Genomic DNA, 22,784 nt, shown 5'->3' with positions numbered 1-22,784 from the left:
GGGGAGCTAATTCATGGCTTTTGATGTTGACGAGGATATACTTCAGGACTTTCTGGTTGAGGCCGGAGAGATTCTAGAACAATTACAAGAACAGCTCGTCGATCTTGAGAACAATCCCGAAGATTCAGACCTTCTCAATGCAATATTTCGCGGCTATCACACTGTAAAAGGTGGAGCAGGATTCCTATCTCTCACCGAATTAGTAGATATTTGTCATGGCGCAGAAAACGTCTTTGATGTTATGCGTAACGGGCAACGTACACTTACTCCAGAGTTGATGGATGTTATTTTGCAAGCGACGGATGTTGTGGTAGCAATGTTCGAAAATGTCAAAGCACGTGAACCGCTTGAACCCGCAGCGCCTGAGCTTCTAGATACACTGCACCGACTGAGCAAACCGGAGACAGCAGATGAAGCGCCGATCGCGTTATCGCCTGCTACTGAATCAGAGTCAGAACCTGAGCCAGAACCAGAACCTGTTGCGGAAGATACTTCTGAGCAAGATACTGCGGCAAGCTCTGATGCAGAAGGCGGCAGTATTGACGAAATTACCGAAGACGAGTTTGAAGCGCTCCTTGATGAATTACACGGAGAAGGCGCGCCGGGAAGTGCTAAGCCTACCGAGACAAGCGAGCCGAAAGCCGCTGCTAGTCAACCCGAAGTGGGTATTGGTAGTGATGAAGACATTACCGATGACGAATTTGAAGCGCTGCTCGATCAGCTTCATGGTGAAGGCAAGTTTGCTGCTGATAAAGCACAAGATAAAACGGATGCCGTGGTAGAAAGTGTCGCGAGCACTGGTTCAGATGACGATATTACTGACGACGAATTCGAAGCGTTACTCGATGAGCTTCACGGCGAAGGGCAGGGCCCAGCGGTAAAAGCGACGCCAGCGCCCACCCCCAAACCTGCTCCAGCGCCAAAAGCTGCACCAGCGCCGGCACCCAAAGCTACACCTGCGCCTGCGCCGAAAGCATCTCCTGCGCCAGCACCTAAAGCTGCTACAACTGAAAAAGCCGCTACGCCTAAGAAAGAAGATAAAAAAGCCGCCGCGTCTGTTCCTCAGGGGGAAACCACTGTTAGGGTAGACACTAAGCGACTTGACCAAATTATGAATATGGTAGGCGAGCTGGTATTGGTGCGTAACCGCTTGTTGAGCTTAGGTATAAACATCAACGATGAAGCGATGGGTAAGGCAATTGCCAACTTGGATGTCGTGACTGGCGATTTGCAAGGTGCGGTAATGAAAACCCGCATGCAGCCCATCAAGAAAGTATTTGGGCGCTTCCCTCGCGTTGTAAGAGACTTGGCAAGAAGCCTTAAAAAAGAAATTACGCTCGAGCTGGAAGGGGAAGAGACCGATTTAGATAAAAACCTGGTTGAAGCACTGGCAGATCCATTGGTTCACTTGGTACGGAACTCGGTTGACCACGGTATTGAAATGCCTGATGACCGTGCAGCGGCCGGCAAACCTCGAATGGGTACGGTTAAGCTTGCTGCATCGCAGGAAGGCGACCACATATTACTTACTATCGACGATGATGGTAAGGGTATGGATCCTGAAAAGCTTAAAGAAATCGCGATTAATCGAGGTGTATTAGATGCAGATGCTGCCGCACGTATGTCTGACGTTGAGGCATTTAACCTGATATTTGCTCCGGGCTTTTCCACGAAGACAGAGATCTCAGATATCTCTGGCCGCGGTGTTGGCATGGACGTGGTAAAAACCAAAATTAATCAGCTCAATGGTACGGTAGCGATCGATTCTAAGCTGGGCAAAGGAACACGTCTCGAAATCAAAGTTCCATTGACCTTAGCCATTCTGCCAACATTAATGATTGTTGTTGGTGAGCAAACGTTTGCACTGCCTCTTGGTGCGGTAAATGAAATTATCAATATGGACATGAGTAAAACCAATACGGTTGATGGCCAGTTGACAATGATTGTGCGCTCTAAAGCGATACCGCTATTCTATTTAAGAGAGTGGCTAACCCGCAGTAAAACGGTAATCGACAAAGAAAAAGGCCATGTGGTCGTTGTTCAGATTGGTACTCAACAAGTTGGCTTTGTTGTCGATGCGTTGATTGGCCAAGAAGAGGTGGTCATTAAGCCTCTTGATGCCCTGTTACAAGGCACGCCTGGAATGGCGGGAGCAACGATAACCAGTGACGGTGGAATCGCACTTATTATCGATATTCCTAGCTTGTTAAAACGGTATGCTAAGAAAAGCTTGAAATAATTAATCTGGGAGGTTGTCGTAGGACAATGGCATTACGTGTTCTAGTTGTTGACGACTCAACGTTTTTTCGCCGCCGTGTTAAAGAGATATTGGACCAAGACCCAAGCTTGACCGTGATAGGCGACGCAAGGAATGGCGAAGATGCAATTGCAAAAGTGGCATCGCTTGACCCTGATGTTGTGACTATGGATGTAGAGATGCCTGTGATGGACGGTATCTCTGCGGTTAGAAAGATCATGGCCTCTCATCCAGTGCCTATTCTTATGTTTTCTTCGTTAACTCACGATGGCGCTGAGGCAACGCTAGATGCGTTAGATGCGGGCGCATTAGACTTTTTACCAAAAAAGTTCGAGGACATCGCTGGTAATCGCCAAGAAGCCATAACACTTTTACAAGAAAAGGTAAGGGCATTAGGGCGTCGAAAAGGCATGATTGCCCGAGGGCGTTCAACAGGCGCCGGGCCGGGTAAAACAAGACCGACCAAGATGTTTATCCGCAGTGGCAGTTTGTTAAATGATGCCATATCGGATGCCCCGCTTAGCCCTCGCCAAAGAAGCACAGGCAAAACGTATAAACTTTTGGCAATAGGCACGTCTACGGGTGGCCCAGTTGCGCTACAAAAAATATTAACGGAGCTTCCTGCGAGCTTTCCATACCCCATTTTATTGGTGCAGCACATGCCTGGCACGTTTACAACGGCATTTGCTGAACGACTTGATCGTCTTTGTTCTATAAAAGTAAAGGAAGCGGAAGACGGTGACGTATTGCGTGCAGGTGTAGCTTACCTTGCTCCGGGGGGCAAACAAATGCTGGTGAAAGGAAGTGTGCATAATGCAAAACTCAGCATTGTCGATATTCAAGATGCTGACATCGCCTACAAGCCTAGTGTTGACTTAACGTTCAAGTCGGTCGCTGAGGTGTTTTCAGGCGACGTCTTAAGCGTCATCTTAACCGGGATGGGCGCAGATGGACGAGAAGGGTGTACGCTTTTGCATAATCGAGGCGCAAAAGTGTGGGCGCAAGATGAAAAAAGCTGTGTTGTTTACGGAATGCCACAAGCGGTTGTGAATGCGAAGTTGGCTGAAAAAGTATTACCACTTAATGAATTTGCTGGCGCGATTAAAAGCGAAATGCGAGTTGTCTGATATCTAATTAGCGCTGTCGTGCCCGTGTTTGAAGCTGACTACAAGGATTCATAACGTGATTGTATGGACTATCGCTAACCAAAAAGGTGGCGTAGGAAAGACCACGACAACGGTTACTCTGGGCGGGTTACTTGCACAGAAAAAGAAACGCGTCTTGTTGGTGGACACAGATCCTCATGCGTCTTTGAGTTATTACTTTGGCGTGGATTCTGAGGAGCTTTCCTCAAGTGTGTATGACGTATTTGTTGCCAGTAAACACCTGACTAAAGATCGCGTTCTTGATTGCTTGTGCTCAACAAAACTCGATTCTCTGTTTATCTTACCCGCTACCATGGCATTAGCGACCCTTGATCGTCGTATGGGCAATCAAAATGGAATGGGGCTAATATTAAAGAAAGCCATGGACCTAATTGCTGATGAATTTGATTATGTATTGATGGACTGTCCGCCTGTATTGGGCGTTTTAATGGTCAACGCCTTGGCTGCCTGTCGGCGTATTATTGTGCCGGTGCAAACTGAGTTCTTGGCGTTAAAAGGGCTAGACAGAATGATGCATACGCTAGAGATTATGGCGAAGTCTCAGCAACGAGAGTTTGATTATTTAATTGTACCGACCATGTACGATAAACGTGTAAACGCGGCCGTGGATGCCTATCAAACCCTCAGAGAGCATTATGGCGATAAAGTATGGTCAGGCGTAATCCCTGTCGATACACGCTTCAGAGAAGCCAGTCAGGCACAAACCCCGCCGTCGGTGTTTTCACCCCGTGCACGCGGCGTTTATGCGTACGACAAATTGTTAAAACATATACAAAGTTTGGATAAGAAATCATGAGTAAGGGCACATTTGCAAAAGAAGAAGTGATGGAGGAATACCTCGATGCGCTTTTGACTGAGATGCCCGAAGAAGAGCTTGTCGCGAAACAAAAAGTAGCCAAGTTGCTGGAGGGTGCCGTACCTGAAGTACCCGCAATTCCGGTCGAAACGGAACTCAACGAACATACGGTCGAAGATGTCGAACAAAGTATACCCACTGAAATAATAGAAGAGGTCGCTGAACCCGTTGATAAGGCTAAAGTTTTTACGTCGCTTGCCGAAAAAGAAAAGCAAGCCGTAGATGTGCCTGTATCCCAACTAGCAACGGAACCGTTTCAAGCCTTATTCTTTGAAGTGGCTGGTTTAACAATGGCCGTACCCCTGATAAATTTAGGCGGTATTCATAATCTGGATAAGATAGGCCCATTGTTTGGAAAGCCGAATTGGTTTAAAGGGGTGATGCTACATCGAGAGGAAAAACTCAAGGTTGTAGACACGGCACAATGGGTTATGCCAGAAAAATACAACGAAAAACTGGCAGAAAACTTAAATTATCAATATCTTATTATGTTAGATGAGAGTGGTTGGGGTCTAGCAAGCGAAAAACTTGTTACAACCGCGACTCTAAACCCAGAAGATGTGAAATGGCGTGGCGATGATAAGAAGCGTCCTTGGCTCGCTGGGTTGGTAAAAGAAAAAATGTGTGCTTTGATTAATGTTAAACAACTGATTGAATTGTTAAACAAAGGTCAAGGTAGTAATGATCAATAAAGAGACAGCTTTGTAGGGAGCGAGTCCAATGACTGATGATAGAAGTTCTAGCAGCACTGCCGTTGATGCAAACGATGAGGTGTTGCAATGGGTCACATACCGATTAGGTGATGAAACCTACGGCATCAATGTAATGCAGGTGCAAGAAGTGTTGCGCCATACTGAAATTGCTCCTGTACCAGGCGCACCAGACTACGTGTTAGGCATAATTAACTTGCGTGGTAATGTCGTAACGGTCATTGATACCCGTGCTCGCTTTGGTTTACCACCTACCGATATTACTGACAATACGCGCATCGTTATCATTGAGTCTGATGAGCAAGTTGTCGGGATTTTGGTGGATAGCGTGGCAGAGGTAGTGTATTTACGTACCTCTGAAATTGACAGTGCACCAAACGTAGGCACCGAAGAAAGCGCCAAATTTATTCAGGGCGTGAGCAATCGTGACGGCGAATTGCTGATTTTGGTTGACCTGAACAAGTTGTTAAGCGACGAAGAGTGGGATGAAATCAGCAGCTTGTAACTGCTCGGCCACAAAGCGCGACCAATAAAATGTGCCCTGTCAGTCGACGGGGCTTTTTTTTATTTCAAATACTGTTACTCTAAGCCTATGATTACACTCTATATTCTGATTGGTTTAAGCTTTTTTAGCAGTGCGTTATTGGCCTTTTGGGTTATGCGATTAAACGCATTGTTAAAGAAACCCGATCCCAATATTACAGATTTAACGTCTTCTTTGGCGTCGCTCCAGCAAGACGTGTCGGGCTGTCGTAACGAATTGGACGAGCTTCGTGCAGGCACGTTGGGGATGGGCGTAAAATTAAAAGATCTTGATTCAAAGCTTGCTCATACTGATAGCGCTATCAAAGCCATGCAAGAGCAACAACAGGAGCTCATGCAACAAGATCCCGAAATAAAGCTGTATACTCAAGCCAATAAATTAGTGCAAAGCGGCGCGACAGTTGAAGAGCTCATGCAGGAATGTGATATTCCTCGAGCGGAAGCCGAGCTATTGATTTCAATTCATCGGAAAGGCTAGCCGGTTTTTCACTATTTTACTTTTCTTCTATTTCGTTGGTTCGCATTTCTTTATGCCGACGTTTCTTTTTCTATTTGCTAACATCGATTTATTGCATATCTTTATTTGAAGATATCTTGCCACTTGATGCGTGTTTTTTAGACATGAATTACACTGGGATATAAAACAATGGAATTCTAGACGTCTAGAAGTAAAGATGTTGACATGTCTGTCTGTTAGGGTAAGAATAATTGCTATTCACCTAAGAGTCTGGAGCGCAGCCATGCCAATTTGTATCCCAAGCGAGTTACCTGCTCAATCTGTTCTGAATGAGGAAAACATATTTGTAATGGATGGAAAGCGGGCGTCTGCTCAGGATATTCGCCCTCTCGAAGTGGGTATTCTGAATTTAATGCCCAATAAAATCGAAACAGAAGTACAGATTTTACGCTTACTGTCGAATACGCCGTTGCAAATTAATATAGACCTGATTCGTATCGATGAACAAGTTCCCAAGAATACGCCAAAAGCCCACATGGACGCGTTTTACCATGTGTTTGATGATGTCGCGGGGAAAAAATATGACGGTTTAATTGTAACCGGCGCACCACTGGCTCATTTACCTTACGAAGATGTGAAGTACTGGAATAAAATCACCACAATCATGGATTGGGCGCGTCGGCATGTGCAATCAACCCTATTTTTATGTTGGGCAGCCCATGCTGCGGTCTATCACTTTTTTGGTATAACGCGACAACTGCGCGAAGAGAAATTATCGGGTGTGTACCCTCATTATGCAGATGACCCTTTTAATGAGTTAACCAGAGGGTTTGATGACACCTTTTATGCACCCCATTCTCGTTACGGCGATATACCCGTTGCCACCTATAATGACGTTCCTGATTTACATGTTTTAGGTGCGTCAAAAGAAGCAGGTGCCTATCTTATTGGTTCAAATGATAAGCGTATGGTGTTTATAACGGGTCACCCAGAGTATGACCCAGATACATTGCATCAGGAATATGTACGTGATGTTAAGGCGGGTATTTCCCCGGCGATACCTCAACATTATTACGTTGATAATGATCCACAAAAAGGCTTCAATGTGACTTGGCGCTCTCATGGAACGCTATTGTTCACCAATTGGTTAAACTATTACGTTTATCAGGTCACGCCGTACGACCTCAACGCGTTAACACCCCCGTCAACGGAAGGCTAATTTCTATGATAAAAACGTCCGATATTTTGCATCACGCATCGCAACGCATTTTGATTTTGGATGGGGCAATGGGCACCATGATCCAGAAGCACACACTTGAAGAGGATGATTATCGCGGTGAGCGATTCAGCGATTGGCACTGTGATGTAAAAGGAAATAATGATCTTTTGGTGCTGACTCAGCCTGACATTATTTACGATATTCATTGCGCGTACCTTGATGCGGGAGCTGACATCATTGAAACCAATACGTTCAATGCGACAACGATTTCAATGGCCGATTACGACATGGCAGAATTTGCCAAGGAAATGAATATTGAAGCTGCGCGACTAGCAAAAAAAGCGGCGGAGAAATTTACGCAGCTCACCCCTAATAAACCGCGATTTGTGGCTGGCGTGTTGGGACCAACAAATCGAACTGCATCCATTTCTCCTGACGTAAATGATCCAGGGAAACGCAATATCACCTTTGATGAGCTAGTCGAGGCATACGTAGAAGCCACTCATGGGCTAATCGAAGGCGGGGCCGATTTACTTCTTATAGAAACCGTATTTGACACGCTTAACGCGAAAGCTGCGGTATTTGCTGTACAAACCGTATTTGAGTCACTTGGCTATGAATTGCCCGTAATGATTTCTGGCACGATTACCGATGCATCAGGGCGCACATTGTCTGGGCAAACCGCTGAAGCATTTTATTATTCATTACGGCATGTTTCACCCGTGTCGTTTGGATTAAATTGCGCATTGGGTCCTGACTTACTTCGTCAATATGTGGATGAAATTGCGCAAATTTCAGAAAGTTTAGTGTCTGCGCATCCAAATGCGGGATTGCCAAATGAATTTGGTGAATATGACATGGATGGCGACGAGATGGCTGAGCATATAAAAGAGTGGGCAACGTCAGGGTTGGTCAATATTGTTGGCGGTTGCTGTGGTACAACGCCTGATCATATTTTAAAAATGGCGAATGCGGTAAAAAATATTCAGCCACGCACATTGCCGCAGTTGGAAACCAAGATGCGGTTGTCAGGTCTTGAACCGTTCGTTCATTAAGGAGTGATCATGGAAGCGACAAATACTAGGCAAAGTGCCAGCGCAACATTTATTAATGTAGGTGAGCGAACCAACGTAACAGGCTCTGCGAAATTCAAGCGCCTTATTTTGGAAGATGACTTTGAAGCTGCTCTAGACGTGGCTAGACAACAAGTGGAAAATGGCGCACAGATTATTGATATCAACATGGATGAAGCCATGCTTGATTCAAAAGCCGCGATGGTTCGGTTTTTAAATTTGATCGCCTCCGAGCCAGACATCAGCCGTGTGCCGATTATGATCGACTCATCAAAATGGGACGTGATTGAAGCAGGTTTAAAGTGCATTCAAGGCAAAGCAATTGTTAACTCCATCAGCCTTAAAGAGGGCGAAGACGCGTTTTTGCAGCAGGCGCGCTTGCTCAAGCGCTATGGTGCGGCAACGGTCGTTATGGCATTCGACGAAACGGGGCAGGCGGATACAAAAGCGCGCAAAGTAGAGATATGTACGCGTAGCTATAAATTACTAACGGAAAAAATTGGTTTTCCACCAGAAGACATTATTTTTGATCCCAATATTTTTGCCGTCGCAACGGGGATTGAAGAGCATAATAATTATGCTGTTGATTTTATTGAAGCAACACGTGAAATTAGGCGAACCCTGCCTCACGCTCACGTGTCGGGTGGATTGTCGAATATCTCTTTCTCTTTTCGTGGCAATAATCCTGTTCGCGAAGCGATGCATTCGGTGTTTTTATATCATGCAATTCAAGCGGGTATGGATATGGCGATTGTGAATGCTGGTCAGCTCGAAGTGTATGATGAAATTCCACTCACGCTCAGAGAGGCAGTCGAAGATGTGATTCTTAATCGCCGTGACGATGCCACTGAGCGGTTACTTGATATTGCGCCGGCATTCCAAGGCGATGGAAAAGTACAGTCAAAAGATGATTTGGCATGGCGTGAATTGCCCGTGAATAAGCGCTTGGAACACGCTTTGGTAAAAGGGATAACTGATTATATTGAAACTGACACGGAAGAAGCGCGACGTGCAGCAGACAAACCTCTGCATGTGATCGAAGGGCCGTTGATGGACGGTATGAATGTCGTAGGCGATTTGTTTGGTGAGGGCAAAATGTTTTTGCCACAAGTTGTTAAGTCGGCCCGTGTTATGAAAAAAGCAGTAGCCTATTTAGAGCCTTACATCGAACAGGAAAAAGAGAAAGGGTCGAGCAACGGAAAAATACTGCTGGCCACGGTAAAGGGCGATGTTCACGACATTGGTAAAAACATTGTTGGGGTCGTGTTGCAGTGCAATAATTTTGAAATTATCGACTTAGGCGTGATGGTTCCGGCTGCAAAAATTTTGCAAGTGGCGAAGGAAGAAAACGTCGATATGATAGGGTTGTCTGGCCTAATTACGCCGTCATTAGACGAAATGGTGCATGTTGCAAAAGAGATGGAACGTCAGGCGTTTGATTTGCCATTATTGATTGGCGGCGCAACAACATCAAAAGCGCATACTGCGGTAAAAATCGAACAGAACTATCACGCTCCAGTTGCTTATGTTGCCAATGCGAGTCGCGCCGTGGGCGTATGCCAAAAGTTACTGTCGAAAGAACAAAGAAGTGTGTTTGCTGCGGCGTTATCGGAAGAGTATGAAAAAGCGCGCGCTCAGCACGCGCGCAAGCAACCTAGAAGCAAGCCTGTTTCTTTATCGGTTGCCCGTAACAATAAATGGACCTGTGACTGGGCTAGGTATTTACCTCCCGTGCCCAAACAGCTGGGTGTACAAGAAGTGAAAGTGTCATTGCAAACACTGCGAGATTACATAGATTGGACACCCTTTTTCTTAACGTGGTCGCTAGCGGGTAAATACCCCAGAATCTTGCAAGACGACGTGGTTGGTGAACAAGCCCAGTCGTTATTTGATGATGCGAATGCCATGCTTGACCACCTGTGCAAAACGAACGAATTGCAAGCTAAAGGGGTATTTGGACTGTTTCCTGCTAATAGTGATGGCGATGATATTGTTATTTTTGAAGATGAACGCAGGCAAACCATTTTACATACTGCCCATCACTTGCGTCAGCAAACCGAAAAAGCAAACGGCGCCAACCATTGCTTGAGTGATTTCGTCGCGCCCATTTCTTCTCAAACGCCAGACTATGTTGGCGCATTCGCCGTGACAGCTGGCATTGGAGAAGACGAACTTGCAAAGGCCTATGAAGAGGCGGGTGATGATTACAATGCAATTATGGTTAAAGCAGTGGCTGATCGATTGGCTGAGGCGTTTGCTGAGTATCTGCATGAACAGGTGAGAAAAGAATTTTGGGGCTATTCACCGAATGAATCGCTGTCAAATGACGAGCTGATTCGGGAAAAGTATCAAGGTATACGCCCTGCTCCAGGTTATGCTGCGTGCCCAGAGCATACCGAAAAGCAAGTGATCTGGGATTTATTGCAAGCAGAACAGCGAACCGGCATGAAGCTAACAGAAAGTTTCGCGATGTGGCCGGGCGCCAGTGTGTCGGGGTGGTATTTTGCACACCCTGACAGTCGCTATTTTGCCGTCGCTCAAATACAGCAGGATCAAGCACATGATTACGCAGAGCGCAAAGGATGGCCATCAGAATCGATTGAAAAGTGGCTAGCACCTAATTTACAGTAGCGGCTCGTACTTGTCGTTATCGACGGACCGTTAAGAAGAAGCGTTTACTCAGGCAAACGTGCAACGTTGTCAGAAACGTTATTGAATTGAATAAAAAGTAAATAGTGCATCACGCTTTGGAAACCACAATGGATAAGCCTTTTAGTCAAGCATGTGAAAACAATAAGCAACCGATATTGGATGTGCTGAAGCAACATTTTGCGACGGCAACATCTATATTAGAAATTGGCAGTGGCACGGGGCAACATGCGGTACATTTTGCTGCGGGATTGCCACATGTAGAGTGGCACACCTCTGATCAACCGCAGTATCATGCTGGGGTGCAAGCTTGGTTGCTAGACGCTAATCTAGAAAATACAACCGATCCGGTTCCTTTTACAGTTGGTCAAGATGATTGGCCTAACGGGCGGTTTGATGGGGTGTTTACTGCGAACACTACGCATATTATGCAGCCTAACATTGCACAAGAAATGATGAGGCTTGTAGGCACGCACTTACCTGAGGGGGGCGTATTTTGTCAATATGGGCCTTTCAAAATTGAAGGTGAATTTACGAGTAGAAGCAATGCAGAATTTCATCAACACTTGCTGGCTCAGGGCTATGGAGGAATACAGGATATTGAAACACTGATGAATTGGGCACCGTCTTTAGTGCTTCAACATCGAGTTGATATGCCTGCAAATAACATGACGCTGGTTTGGCGAAAAACTGCTTAAACACCGTTGATGTTGCATCGGTTACGCCTTCCCAAATCGATAAGATTGCGCGTCACTTAAATGGCAATAGTGCGTCACAGTCACGCTTGTATTGGCGCATAGCTTCGGCTTCTTCAGAAACCGCGCGTGTCACAGCGTTATGAAAGCCTGTATGCTTTAACCAATGATTGGAGTAGCTAAACACTGGCCGAAAGCCGCGAAGGATTTTGTGCTCACCTTGTGTGCCTGGATTAAATAAAGGAATTTGCTGCTCGATAGCAAATTCGATGCCCTGATAATAACAACACTCAAAGTGCAATCCATCCCGCTCTGTTAATGCGCCCCAATAGCGACCACAGAGTTGTTTACTGTTGTACAGAAACAGTGCGCTGGCAATAGGCTCGCCATTTTCCTCGGCGATTACCAACATCATATTGTCGTTAAAATTTTCTCGTAATAAAGTAAAGAAAGCTTGGTTTAGATAGCCAGTATGGCCGCTACGTTTTAAGTAAGTATGCTGATAGCATAAATAAAAAATATGCATGGCTTCGGCTGAAATTTGGCTTCCAGTTAAACGTCTGATTGATATGTGGTTTTCTTTCAGCTTTTGTCTTTCTTTTCGAATCGACTTTCGACGTCTGGACACCATACTATTTAGATAATCATCGAAGTTAGTTTCATGTTGATACTGCCACTCAAATTGCACACCGACTCTCTGGGGCATGTCGTTTGATACAAATTGACGGCTGCGATTTTCCGGTAAAAAGTTACAGTGAAACGATGACAAGTTATGTGCTTCAGCGGTTTGCCTGATTGCATCAGAAATGGCGGGAAGAAGCGCCGATAAATTTGCGTGTTCGGTCACTAACAACCGTTCATCGGTAACTGGCGTAAACGGCACGCCACACAAAAGTTTGGGGTAGTAGCTGAGGTGGTGTTGTTGGTATGCATTGGCCCAGTTGAAGTCGAATACATACTCACCATAGCTATGACTTTTGATATACAATGGCATCGCTGCAAGTAGATCATCATCGCTATAGACGCCTAAGTGGTGAGGACGCCAGCCGCTCTTTTCGCTAACAGAGCCAGAATGTTCTAGCGCATGTAAAAATGGATATTGTAATGTGGGGCCATAGTGTTGCGTCAGCGACGCCCATGGGGCTTCACCTAATTCAGCAATACTGTTGTGAAATTTACAATACATAAGTTGCGTTGCCATAGCGAACTAAGAGTACGATTTTAAGCCAATAAATTATTGAAATTATGTCAGAATCACCGTCAGAAAACGACCGCAAAATAATTACACACGCCATTACGCATTTATTATCGCGACGAGAGCACAGTCAAAAAGAACTACTGCAAAAGTTGTTGGCAAAAGGACATTCACAGGCGCTATGTGAAGAGCAAATCGAAAAATTTGTTGAAAGAAACATTCAAAGCAACTTGCGTTTCGCTGAGTCGCTTATTCGCTCAAAAGTGAGCAAAGGACAAGGAGAGCTTAGAGCGCTGAATGCGTTAAGAGAGCATGGCGTGTCTGACAACGATATTCAAACCGCTATGTATGAGGTTGCGCCTGATTGGTTTGCGCTCGCGAGTCAGGTTAGGCAGAAGAAATATGGCGCAAATATACCTGATGATTGGTCAACGAAACAAAAACAGTCGCGCTTTTTACAGTATCGAGGGTTTACGCTTGAGCAAATTCGTTTTGCTTTTCAGCGAGAGTCGTAGTCAATTGTTTGTATAAATAAAGGTTATGTCGCTTAAAAACTGCATTGCAAAGTGCAACTCACGCACGCGAAACCCTTAACAGACCTGTACTAAATATGGTATTGTGCCGCGCTAAATTTTAATTCGTGATAATTGGTCAGATTAATGCCTTGTGGTTTTACCACAGCATTGAATCTAACGGGTTATCGATGGAAAGCGGAACATCAATCGTCTCGGGATATTCAATGATTAAGACTACCTCAGAAATACGTCGCGCGTTTTTAGACTATTTTTCTAATCACGGTCATCAAACAGTGTCTAGCTCTTCGCTTGTACCTGCCGATGATCCCACATTGCTGTTTACCAACGCCGGTATGAATCAGTTTAAAGATGTGTTTCTCGGTACCGATGTCAGACAGTACACACGTGCGGTGTCTTCTCAGCGTTGCGTGCGTGCTGGTGGAAAGCACAATGACTTAGAAAACGTGGGCTATACTGCTCGCCATCACACCTTCTTTGAGATGCTAGGTAACTTCAGTTTTGGTGATTACTTCAAGCTGGATGCTATCAAATTTGCTTGGACGTTTTTAACGGAAGAGCTCAAGTTGCCGAAAGAGAAGTTATTGGTCACGGTGTATTCTGAAGATGATGAAGCTTACAACATTTGGGCAAATGATATTGGTGTTCCCGAAGACAAAATAATCCGTATTTCGACTTCTGATAACTTTTGGTCAATGGGGGACACGGGACCCTGTGGGCCTTGCTCGGAAATATTCTACGATCATGGTGAACATATTTGGGGCGGGCCTCCGGGTTCACCTGAAGAAGACGGTGATCGTTTTATTGAAATCTGGAACTTGGTTTTCATGCAGTACAATCGTTCTGCCGATGGCAAGATGAATCCGCTACCAAAACCATCTATTGATACAGGCATGGGACTGGAGCGAATTTCGGCTATCATGCAAAACGTGCACAGTAACTATGAAATCGATATTTTTCAGGCATTGATCAAAGCCGCCGCCACTATTGTTGGCACGACAGACCTAGACGACAAATCATTACGCGTGATCGCTGATCATATTCGTTCATGCAGCTTCCTAATTTGTGATGGCGTGATGCCTTCCAATGAAGGACGCGGCTACGTATTGCGTCGCATTATTAGACGCGCTGTACGTCATGGCTACAAGCTTGGTGCAGATGACATTTTCTTCTATAAGCTAGTGGGTGCGTTGTGTGAGCAAATGGGGGATGCGTATCCAGAGCTGAACGAGCAACGTCCTGTTGTTGAGAAGGTCTTGCGTGTTGAAGAAGAGCAGTTTTCTCGTACGCTTGAACGCGGCATGAATATTCTCAACGAAGCGCTAGACAACCTAGATGGCAAGGTGGTGCCTGGGGATGTGGTATTTAAACTGTATGATACTTACGGTTTCCCAGCTGACTTAACCAATGATGTTGCACGCGAGAAAGGCTTTTCAATTGATGAAGAAGGCTTTGAAGCGGCGATGCAGGCGCAACGTCAGCGCGCTCAAAAAGCCAGTCAGTTTGGCACAGATTACAACGATGTGATTAAAACCGAGCATCGTAGCGACTTCACAGGCTATGAACTGGACGCGGGTGATGCCAAAGTAGTAGAACTGTTTGCAGAAAGCGCGTCTGTTGCATCGTTACAAGCCGGACAAGAAGGCATTGTCATCCTTGATCAATCGCCATTTTACGCCGAGTCTGGTGGTCAGGTAGGTGATACGGGATTACTTCGTGTAGCCAATGGCACATTCACTGTACAAGACACGGTTAAATTAGGCGATGCCATTGCGCATAAAGGGGTGGCGAATACGGCGATTGCAGTGAATGATGCTGTTGCGTGCGAAATTGACACAGCGCGCAGAAATGCAATCAAATTGAATCACAGCGCAACGCACTTATTGCATGCGGCATTAAAAGAAATACTTGGCGAGCATGTTAACCAAAAAGGCTCGTTGGTACAGCCAGAACGCTTACGTTTTGACTTTTCTCATTTTGAAGCCGTGACAGCCGAACAAATTCAACAAATTGAAGATCGTGTTAACGCTGAAATTCGTGCCAATCATGCATTGCGTACCCAGCTAATGGGACTCGAAGAGGCGAAAGCGTCTGGTGCCATGGCATTATTTGGTGAGAAATACGACGAAGAAGTCCGTGTAGTTAGCATGGGGCCATTTTCTATTGAATTATGTGGCGGCACGCACGTAAAACAAACGGGTGACATTGGCTCGTTCAGAATTGTGTCTGAAGCAGGTATTGCGTCTGGCGTTCGTCGTATCGAAGCGATTACGGGCGCAGAAGCCGATAAATACAATCAACGCCTAAGTGCGACACTAAATCGTATTGCGACTTCACTGAAGACGGATGCAAGCGGTGTTGAAGAGCGCGTAGCCGGATTGCAAGAACAAACCCGCCAGCTTGAAAAAGAATTGTCTAAATTGAAGCAACAAATGGCAGCCCAAGCAGGATCCAATTTATTATCTTCTGCGTATGATATAAACGGAATCAAGGTACTGGTAGCTAATTTGCAAGATGTTGAAGCCAAATCCCTTCGCGGTATGGTGGATGACCTTAAAAACCAAATGGGATCTGGTGTAATTATGCTAGGCGTTGCCAGCGGTGAAAAAGTGAGCCTGATTGCAGGGGTAACTAAAGATCTGACAGGCCAAGTAAAAGCCGGAGAGCTTGTTAACCATGTTGCGAGTCAAGTGGGTGGCAAAGGTGGTGGTCGTCCAGACATGGCACAGGCAGGCGGTACGCAACCTGATAACCTTGAGGCTGCATTAGAATCTGTAAAAGGATGGCTAGAAGAGAAGCTCTAGTCATTTTTTGTAGTAAGCCGGTTTGTGATTTGTAAGTGACAGCAATAACAGGGAAACACCGGCCGCGTATTTACTGGTGAATGTTAGTTTATACGCTAAGTTTAAAGAGGGATGCAGTTAGAATAACGGAACAGGAGCAAACGAATGCTTATTTTGACCCGTCGTGTAGGTGAAACCCTGATGGTTGGTGATGATGTGACAGTCACCGTATTGGGTGTGAAAGGTAATCAGGTGCGTATTGGTGTAAATGCGCCTAAAGAGGTGTCAGTGCACCGTGAAGAAATCTATATGCGTATACAGGCTGAAAAGAATTCTCAGTTAGCCGGTCAGGGCAACGCAGCAGGTAGCGATGACGACTAACGCATGAAGGTAGATAAAAGGCTGGATTTTCCAGCCTTTTTTATTGCTGACGGTTTAGGTCTATCTACGCCTAATTACTCTATTTCGATAAGCTAACTTTTTTACTATTGGGAATAGAGCGTAAAAAGTAGCGCTTTTCGCATTTGATAGCGATGTTTCAATACATAGTGACAACTATTGGCTCACCCTTTGCAGATTTTAAAATCTAATCATTAGTCGCTTAATAACAGTAACCGCACTGCGTAAAGTGTATAAAATAGGCTGTAAAAGCTGAAATTTATACGAATTGCTTGAATTGTCGGCAAACAGTCAAACTCTTTCTAAAAAAGGTTTGACTTCCTTTCTGTAATCATTAGAATGCGCAGCACTTACGGAGAGGTGGGTGAGTGGCTGAAACCAGTTCCCTGCTAAGGAACCATACGTATTGCGCGTATCGAGGGTTCGAATCCCTCCCTCTCCGCCATTCTTATTTGAATTGTTTCAGGTAAGAAAGCGGATTTATTAGCACAATCCGTTAGATTGATGATTTTCATCAACGTCGCGTGTGTAGCTCAGCTGGATAGAGTACCTGGCTACGAACCAGGCGGTCGGAGGTTCGAATCCTTCCACACGCGCCATATTTTATTCATGGTTAAGAATAAAATAGTCCTGTATCAACGCAGTTGTTCAGTTAGACTATACTATCTTTAACGGTGAATGTGACTTTACAATTTGTTTTTACGCGTGTGTAGCTCAGCTGGATAGAGTACCTGGCTACGAACCAGGCGGTCGGAGGTTCGAATCCTTCCACACGCGCCATATCAAGAAAAACCACCCAACGGGTGGTTTTTTGCTTTGTGCTTCTTACCATTTTCGGCTTTTAATGACTTTAAAACTGCATAAGCTTGTTTGACGTCGCTCGCCCTCACTCAAACCAACTAGTGCTTAATGCGTTAACGTATTTATTATCTCTGCGTTATTTTATAAAAATGCAGGCTATATGAACCGAATGCCTTTCGATGCTATTTTGCGCTGGAAAAATTACGTTGACCCTTTGAAGGGCGCAACAGACTAAGTCGTTAAAACTATGGGTGTCTTTGATTGTTCGTTGATTGAATGAGAGTGTAATGAGTTAAGATGTGCGAATATTGAGAAAGCAACGGGGCCTTGCACCCCGTCGATAGTTGCGTGTTACAGGTAGAAGACTTGGTTTTTGTAGTCAATCACTAGTTTTTTATCTTGAAAATAGTGGATGCCCATTAATAGAAAAGGCTCATCTTTGAATCCTAGTACGTCAAATACACTCAAATCAGCGACAGCCATAATGCTTTCATCAATATCGATATGATTGATTTGGTAGTGAATATTTTCAATTGTCTTTGTTTCTTGCTCTTTGCCATGAAGATCAGATGCTGTGTCAGACTCCGCGATTTGAGCATCCTCCAATAACGAAAATGCATGGCTGTTTATAAAACTCTTCCCTGCGCCAGTATCAAGCACGGCTGACACTTCTTGCCCATTGAAGGACGCTTTAAATTGAATGAAGTCATCAATTATTTCAAAAGGAACAGCCTGAAGGCCTTCCTTCGAAATGCCTGCGCATGAAGGTGACGCAAGGGACATTACCGACGCTTGCATATCCAGCGCTACACAGTGGTGTTCTAAAACATTATGGCCCAAAATGCCGGGTATTCTGCCATCTGATAGAACAAATTTTGAAAGATCGACAAATAGGTGCTCAACATCTTCATGGGTAGTATGCCCCAAAGAAAGCATTGGCACTTCTCCTTTGAGCATCATAGATGCACCGTTAGCGCCGTTAATACTGTCTTCGTGTAGACTGTCTGATGGAACTTGTATTTCCTCCATGCCTGTTTTCGGCATAACCCCCATGTTGGCTGCTGTGTCTATAATAAGAGGGAAGTCTGTCATTGCCCCTACGTCTGCGTAGATATACGCGTGTCCGGTGTCGGTTTTCATAATCGGAAAATGCTGAGTATATGGGGTTTGATGACTGACTGAAGAACAACCAGTAAGAATAATTGTTGTGATAAGTGCTGTTGAGATAGTTTTCATTGTTAACTCCTTCAAAGTTGATGGAGTTAGTGTGCAAAAAAGTTTTTAAGAAATTATCAAGATTGTATCAATGTTTGATTTTTGGGTGTTTTGTCAGTGTCACTGCCTACGCATATCACGGTGATGTCTTCGCAAAGTAATAGGCAGTTTACGCACCTTTGCTTAGTCCATTGATAGGCAACAATAATGCTGCCTATCAATGTGAGTGCTATGTGTTTTATGAATAACTATTTTATGAATATCTAGGTCAGGCATTCACTGGGAGTTGAATATAAATTTCTAACCCTTCGGTGTATTGATGATTTATACGCATTTTGCCTTGCATCAGTAGGGCTAACTGCTGACATATGGCCAAGCCTAAGCCAACGCTTTGTTTATCGCTTCTAGACGCATCTTGACGGTAAAACCGTTCAAACGCGGCTGCTTGTTGGTCGGCTGGAATACCTTGTCCTTTGTCTTTGATGCCTATCTCTATGAAACTTCCTTTCGTGCGGCTAAATAGTTCAACGGCCTCGTTTTTATCGGCATATTTAGCGGCGTTGGAAACAAGGTTGGTTAACACTTGCTCTAAACGATGGGGATCCGCTTGTACAGTAATATTGTTGGCCAAATTAAGCGTAAGGCGGTGGGCTAGTAACTGATTAAGCATGTCTTCACGTTCACGCAGAAATGATGATACGGTAATGGGCTGCATCTCAACATGTAATTGTTTAGCATCAGTCAGCGACAGTAAGTTGATGTCATCAATCAGCTTTTTAATCCGCTCCAATGCATTTAATAATTGCGATAAGCTATTCTCATCAGTGGGAACAATCCCATCTTGCATCGCCTCAATTCGAGATTGCATACCGTTTATAGGCGTTCGTAATTCGTGCGCTAAGTCGGCACTTAATTGCTTGTATTGTTTGTTTAACGCGTTAAGCCAATCAGCCAGATGGTTGAATCTTCGCGTGATTGTGCCTAATTCATCTGTTGAGTGAGATGATATGCGGTAATCAAGGTCGCCGGCCACCAATCGCTCAAATCCATGAGAAAGAGTATTAAGCGGACGTAAAAACAGTCGTGCACCAAACCAAGATAGCGCTACAGCGAGCAAACTTAATACACTGAGTGTAATAACGAATTCGTTTTGAATGCGTTGTTTGAACGAATCAAGCAGTGCGCGGCGTTCAAGTAGCGCCACAGGAAACCACAGCACATTAATACGAGTTTTGTTTTTTAGCGTGAGAAATTGGCCAGAATTATTTATCGACACAATACTGGTGCTGCCAGACACATCTTCAATTTTAAAGCGCACGCCTGATGATGTAACGGTTCCCGCCGCTTGATAGCCATTGGTGGAGAAATTTGTCATGATCTGATTTGTTTCGTCTATCACAACAAATATATGATCCGAATGGGTCTTTGTCAGATAGTCAAATGCTGTTGTGACGTCGATATTCTTTCCCTTTGCCAACACATCGTCAAATACCTCATCATCGTCTAACAACACGTCAGAGATGATCACGCTGCTTTGCTCATTAAAATCAACAATGGCACTGTTGGCACTGTTTTTAGCTAAGAAATAGTACGAGCCTAATATGACCAGAGTGACAAAGGCGACCAATGCGGCTAATTTAAACTTAAGTGTTCGCGTCATGATATGGCACCAATAAACTGGTAGCCCAATTTATAGCGGGTTACGATAAAACGAGGTGTATGTTTATTTTCTCTTAATTTTTTACGCAGATTGGCCAAATGGGTATCAACAATACGATCATTGACTGGCGTATTGTCTTTGTTAATTTTATCCAGCAATTGTTCTCGCGAAAAAACCTGAGAGGGTGAAGAGGCAAGGGTTTCAAGCAATGTGAATTCGGCGGCAGTGAGTGGGACCCACTGCGCATCAAGGGTGACTTGCTTGGCGGTTAAATCAATGATTAAACCTTCTGACACTATCTGCGTTTTTTGGTGATTTCTTTCGCTTCGACGTAACAATGCAGACACCCTTGATACGACTTCTCTCGGGCTATACGGCTTACACACGTAATCGTCAGCGCCGAGTTCAAAGCCGAGAATGCGCGCTTCTTCATCCACCACCGCGGTGAGCATGATAGAGGGGATCCCTTTCTCTACGGCATGTTTAAGCAGCGTGCGACCGTCACCACCAGGTAACATGACATCAAACAAGGCTAATTCGAAAGTTAAATTAGTGAGTGCACGGGAGGCATCTACCACGTTGTCATAATGGTGAACAGTGAGGCCGGCTTTTTGTAAATACAAGGTGAGTATATTTGCGCTCTCAATATCGTCTTCGACGTACAAAATTTGATTGCTCATTATAAAATAGATAGCTCCATCGCTTTAAGGACCGCTCGGGTACGGTCTCTAACATTTAATTTGGTTAATATAGATGACATTTGGTTACGAATAGTGCCGTGAGATTTATGCAGCGCATTTGCGATTTCATTATTAGAAAAGCCAGCGGCAACAAGCCGCAACACTTCAATTTCAATATCGGTTAATTGGCCAAATGTGGTCTTATCTTCGGTAAAACCTAAAACGTTGTCAGGCAACATTTGACTACTTACCGCTGGTTGATACCAGGTTTTCCCCTCGTGCAATGCGTATATCGCCTGACTGAGTTCGCTAAACGAAATGTCTTTGCGTAAATAGCCCTTTGCTCCCAAACGAATGCACTCAAGCACTAACTCGTGCTCGTCGAAGGTGGTTAATACCAATATGGGAACGGGCAGTTTTACTTGATTGAGCTGCCTGAGCACATCAACGCCAGATACTTTTGGCATGCGTATATCAAGTAGCACAATATCGGGGCGGCACGCATAGATGCGTGATAATACGTCTTCACCGTCTGCTTCTTCTGCCACAACGCGGATGTCGTGTTTGAGAGCAAGTAGGCTTTTTATTCCTTCTCTTACCAGATTTTGGTCGTCTACTAACATGACTTTTATGCACATAGGGCGTCTTTCTCATTGGGGAGTGTGATGGTGAGCGTCATACCTCTGCCATCTTGCAGATAATCTACTGAGCCATCTAAATTGCGGATTCGCTCGATCATACCCGTTAACCCGTTGCCTAATGTCAGCGGTTGTCTATTGCTGCCATTATCACTAATTGTCATTATCCAGTTCAGGTTTTCCTGGCGTAAAGAGATTTTGCAATAGTCACCCTGACTATGTTTTAACGCGTTTGTCACGCCTTCTTGGGCACTACGAAACAGTGCTTCAGCATATTGGGCATGGCCAATAACCAGATCCTGTGGAATGTCGATATCAACGTGCATGCCATTAATGTTATCGGTAAGGGTGGTTAAGGCGGTACGAATATCTAATACCGCGTTATCTCTGAATGCGTTGACGACATGGCGTGTTTCATCAAGCAATTTGCGCGTTATCATTTGAGACTTTTCTACCGCGGGCTTTGCATCATCATTGCAAAGTTGGACTGCGACTTCTAGTTGCAGATTAAGTGCTGTTAGGTGGTGTCCCATTAAATCATGTAAATCTCTGGCGATACGTAATCGTTCATCGCGCTTCGCGGTGATAGTGAGTAAAGCTTGTGTTGCACTTAACTCTCTGAGTAAATGAGATGCCTGTTCTTTTGCTTGTTTTTCTGACTCTCGCTGTTTTGCGACCAGCATCGCGAAAAGATTAAACATATAAAATAGCGCTGCATTCATAAACACAAAATCATGATCTGCAAACAATATGTGAGTTACTGGTGGAATAGCAGCAGCAAGAAATCCCCACCTCCACGGCAATTTGAGGGCTAAATAAGACAAAAAGATAACGCCTAGCCCGAGAGTTAAACTAAATTGAAACAGATAGAGAAGCAGAGTAAGTGATGTCCATTGGAGGATTAATCCCCACATGGCTGAACGAGGGGCAAATATGCAAACACCGACACCCGCAAAAAATGTGCAATACAAAGCAAGCACAAACAGTATAGCCTGAGCTGTTGGTGCGAGAACAAAGACGTTGTCGTCGGCAAATTCAAGCCAGTATCCGTAGCTAAAATAGCCCAGTAGTACGCAGGTCACTAGTGCCAGAGTACATTCGTAGAACTTAGATTGCTTTTGGTTGATTGTTTGCATGATTGAGGATATTGACTCTTATTAACATTTTATTATTTGATGAGGTGGGTAAGACTCATTGACTTGCAGTGAATCAAATTTACCTAAACGCTTTGATTTTTAAGCAGTTCATCATTACA

General features: G+C 44.7%; 19 protein-coding genes and 3 tRNA genes. 16 read left to right on the top strand and 6 right to left on the bottom strand.

All coding sequences use genetic code 11. The annotated features are described in order from the left end of the window. The first annotated feature begins 13 nt into the window (after nt 1-13). From OE749_RS00560 to OE749_RS00515, 10 genes are all read left to right on the top strand, one after another. Nucleotides 14-2,239, top strand: coding sequence for a chemotaxis protein CheA (locus OE749_RS00560; protein ID WP_263710387.1), 2,226 nt, complete (start codon nt 14-16; stop codon nt 2,237-2,239). Between the two features lie 26 nt (nt 2,240-2,265). After that, nucleotides 2,266-3,384, top strand: coding sequence for a protein-glutamate methylesterase/protein-glutamine glutaminase (locus OE749_RS00555; protein WP_263710386.1), 1,119 nt, complete (start codon nt 2,266-2,268; stop codon nt 3,382-3,384). A 55-nt stretch (nt 3,385-3,439) separates the two neighbouring features. Next, nucleotides 3,440-4,219, top strand: a complete 780-nt coding sequence (locus OE749_RS00550) for a ParA family protein (RefSeq protein ID WP_263710385.1) — start codon at nt 3,440-3,442, stop codon at nt 4,217-4,219. Further along, nucleotides 4,216-4,971, top strand: coding sequence for a chemotaxis protein CheW (locus tag OE749_RS00545; RefSeq protein ID WP_263710384.1), 756 nt, complete (start codon nt 4,216-4,218; stop codon nt 4,969-4,971). The genes OE749_RS00550 and OE749_RS00545 overlap by 4 nt, the downstream gene beginning before the upstream one ends. A 28-nt stretch (nt 4,972-4,999) precedes the next feature. Continuing rightward, nucleotides 5,000-5,494, top strand: a complete 495-nt coding sequence (locus tag OE749_RS00540) for a chemotaxis protein CheW (RefSeq protein WP_263710383.1) — start codon at nt 5,000-5,002, stop codon at nt 5,492-5,494. 87 nt (nt 5,495-5,581) lie between these two features. Next, entirely contained in the window at nt 5,582-6,010 is a 429-nt protein-coding gene (locus OE749_RS00535; RefSeq protein WP_263710382.1) for a DUF2802 domain-containing protein, read from the top strand. A 262-nt stretch (nt 6,011-6,272) separates the two neighbouring features. Continuing rightward, entirely contained in the window at nt 6,273-7,208 is a 936-nt protein-coding gene (gene metA / locus OE749_RS00530) for a homoserine O-acetyltransferase MetA (RefSeq protein ID WP_263710381.1), read from the top strand. 5 nt (nt 7,209-7,213) lie between these two features. Then, nucleotides 7,214-8,263: a homocysteine S-methyltransferase family protein gene (locus OE749_RS00525; protein WP_263710380.1), complete on the top strand. Its 1,050-nt coding sequence runs from the start codon at nt 7,214-7,216 to the stop codon at nt 8,261-8,263. A 9-nt stretch (nt 8,264-8,272) separates the two neighbouring features. Further along, a complete protein-coding gene (gene metH, locus OE749_RS00520) occupies nt 8,273-10,912 on the top strand; it encodes a methionine synthase (protein ID WP_263710379.1) in 2,640 nt (879 codons plus the stop codon). 128 nt (nt 10,913-11,040) lie between these two features. After that, entirely contained in the window at nt 11,041-11,628 is a 588-nt protein-coding gene (locus tag OE749_RS00515) for a class I SAM-dependent methyltransferase (RefSeq protein ID WP_263710378.1), read from the top strand. Nucleotides 11,629-11,680: 52 nt separating this feature from the next. Here the strand turns inward: OE749_RS00515 and OE749_RS00510 are convergent, their stop codons facing one another. Continuing rightward, a complete protein-coding gene (locus OE749_RS00510) occupies nt 11,681-12,811 on the bottom strand; it encodes a GNAT family N-acetyltransferase (protein WP_263710377.1) in 1,131 nt (376 codons plus the stop codon). A gap of 59 nt (nt 12,812-12,870) precedes the next feature. Between OE749_RS00510 and OE749_RS00505 the strand changes: the two genes are divergently transcribed. The 6 genes from OE749_RS00505 (at nt 12,871) to OE749_RS00480 (ending at nt 17,315) form a co-directional block, all read left to right on the top strand. Further along, nucleotides 12,871-13,335, top strand: a complete 465-nt coding sequence (locus tag OE749_RS00505; protein ID WP_263710376.1) for a regulatory protein RecX — start codon at nt 12,871-12,873, stop codon at nt 13,333-13,335. Between the two features lie 224 nt (nt 13,336-13,559). After that, on the top strand, nt 13,560-16,157 hold the full coding sequence (gene alaS, locus OE749_RS00500; RefSeq protein WP_263710375.1) for an alanine--tRNA ligase: 2,598 nt from the start codon (nt 13,560-13,562) through the stop codon (nt 16,155-16,157). Nucleotides 16,158-16,301: 144 nt separating this feature from the next. Then, complete coding sequence (csrA, locus tag OE749_RS00495) at nt 16,302-16,517, top strand: carbon storage regulator CsrA (RefSeq protein WP_263710374.1); 216 nt, start codon at nt 16,302-16,304, stop codon at nt 16,515-16,517. Nucleotides 16,518-16,889: 372 nt separating this feature from the next. After that, nucleotides 16,890-16,980, top strand: a tRNA-Ser gene (locus tag OE749_RS00490). A gap of 77 nt (nt 16,981-17,057) precedes the next feature. Then, a tRNA-Arg gene (locus tag OE749_RS00485) sits at nt 17,058-17,134 on the top strand. 104 nt (nt 17,135-17,238) lie between these two features. Next, nucleotides 17,239-17,315, top strand: a tRNA-Arg gene (locus OE749_RS00480). 372 nt (nt 17,316-17,687) lie between these two features. Here OE749_RS00480 and OE749_RS00475 read toward each other — a convergent pair. The 5 genes from OE749_RS00475 to OE749_RS00455 form a co-directional block, all read right to left on the bottom strand. Next, nucleotides 17,688-18,572 (bottom strand): retropepsin-like domain-containing protein, encoded by an 885-nt coding sequence (locus OE749_RS00475; protein ID WP_263710373.1) that lies wholly within the window; start codon nt 18,570-18,572, stop codon nt 17,688-17,690. Nucleotides 18,573-18,819: 247 nt separating this feature from the next. Beyond that, nucleotides 18,820-20,211, bottom strand: a complete 1,392-nt coding sequence (locus OE749_RS00470) for a sensor histidine kinase (RefSeq protein WP_263710372.1) — start codon at nt 20,209-20,211, stop codon at nt 18,820-18,822. Continuing rightward, on the bottom strand, nt 20,208-20,891 hold the full coding sequence (locus OE749_RS00465) for a response regulator transcription factor (RefSeq protein ID WP_263710371.1): 684 nt from the start codon (nt 20,889-20,891) through the stop codon (nt 20,208-20,210). The genes OE749_RS00470 and OE749_RS00465 overlap by 4 nt, the downstream gene beginning before the upstream one ends. Further along, complete coding sequence (locus OE749_RS00460) at nt 20,891-21,529, bottom strand: response regulator transcription factor (protein WP_263710370.1); 639 nt, start codon at nt 21,527-21,529, stop codon at nt 20,891-20,893. Before OE749_RS00460 ends, OE749_RS00465 begins: the two co-directional genes overlap by 1 nt. After that, a complete protein-coding gene (locus OE749_RS00455; protein ID WP_263710369.1) occupies nt 21,520-22,665 on the bottom strand; it encodes a sensor histidine kinase in 1,146 nt (381 codons plus the stop codon). Before OE749_RS00455 ends, OE749_RS00460 begins: the two co-directional genes overlap by 10 nt. Nucleotides 22,666-22,784: the final 119 nt, after the last annotated feature.

The organism is Fluctibacter corallii (genome assembly GCF_025751585.1).
GTDB lineage: Bacteria > Pseudomonadota > Gammaproteobacteria > Enterobacterales > Alteromonadaceae > Fluctibacter_A > Fluctibacter_A corallii.
Note: the sequence above shows the minus strand (reverse complement) of the source record. Positions and strands in the feature narration are given on the sequence as shown.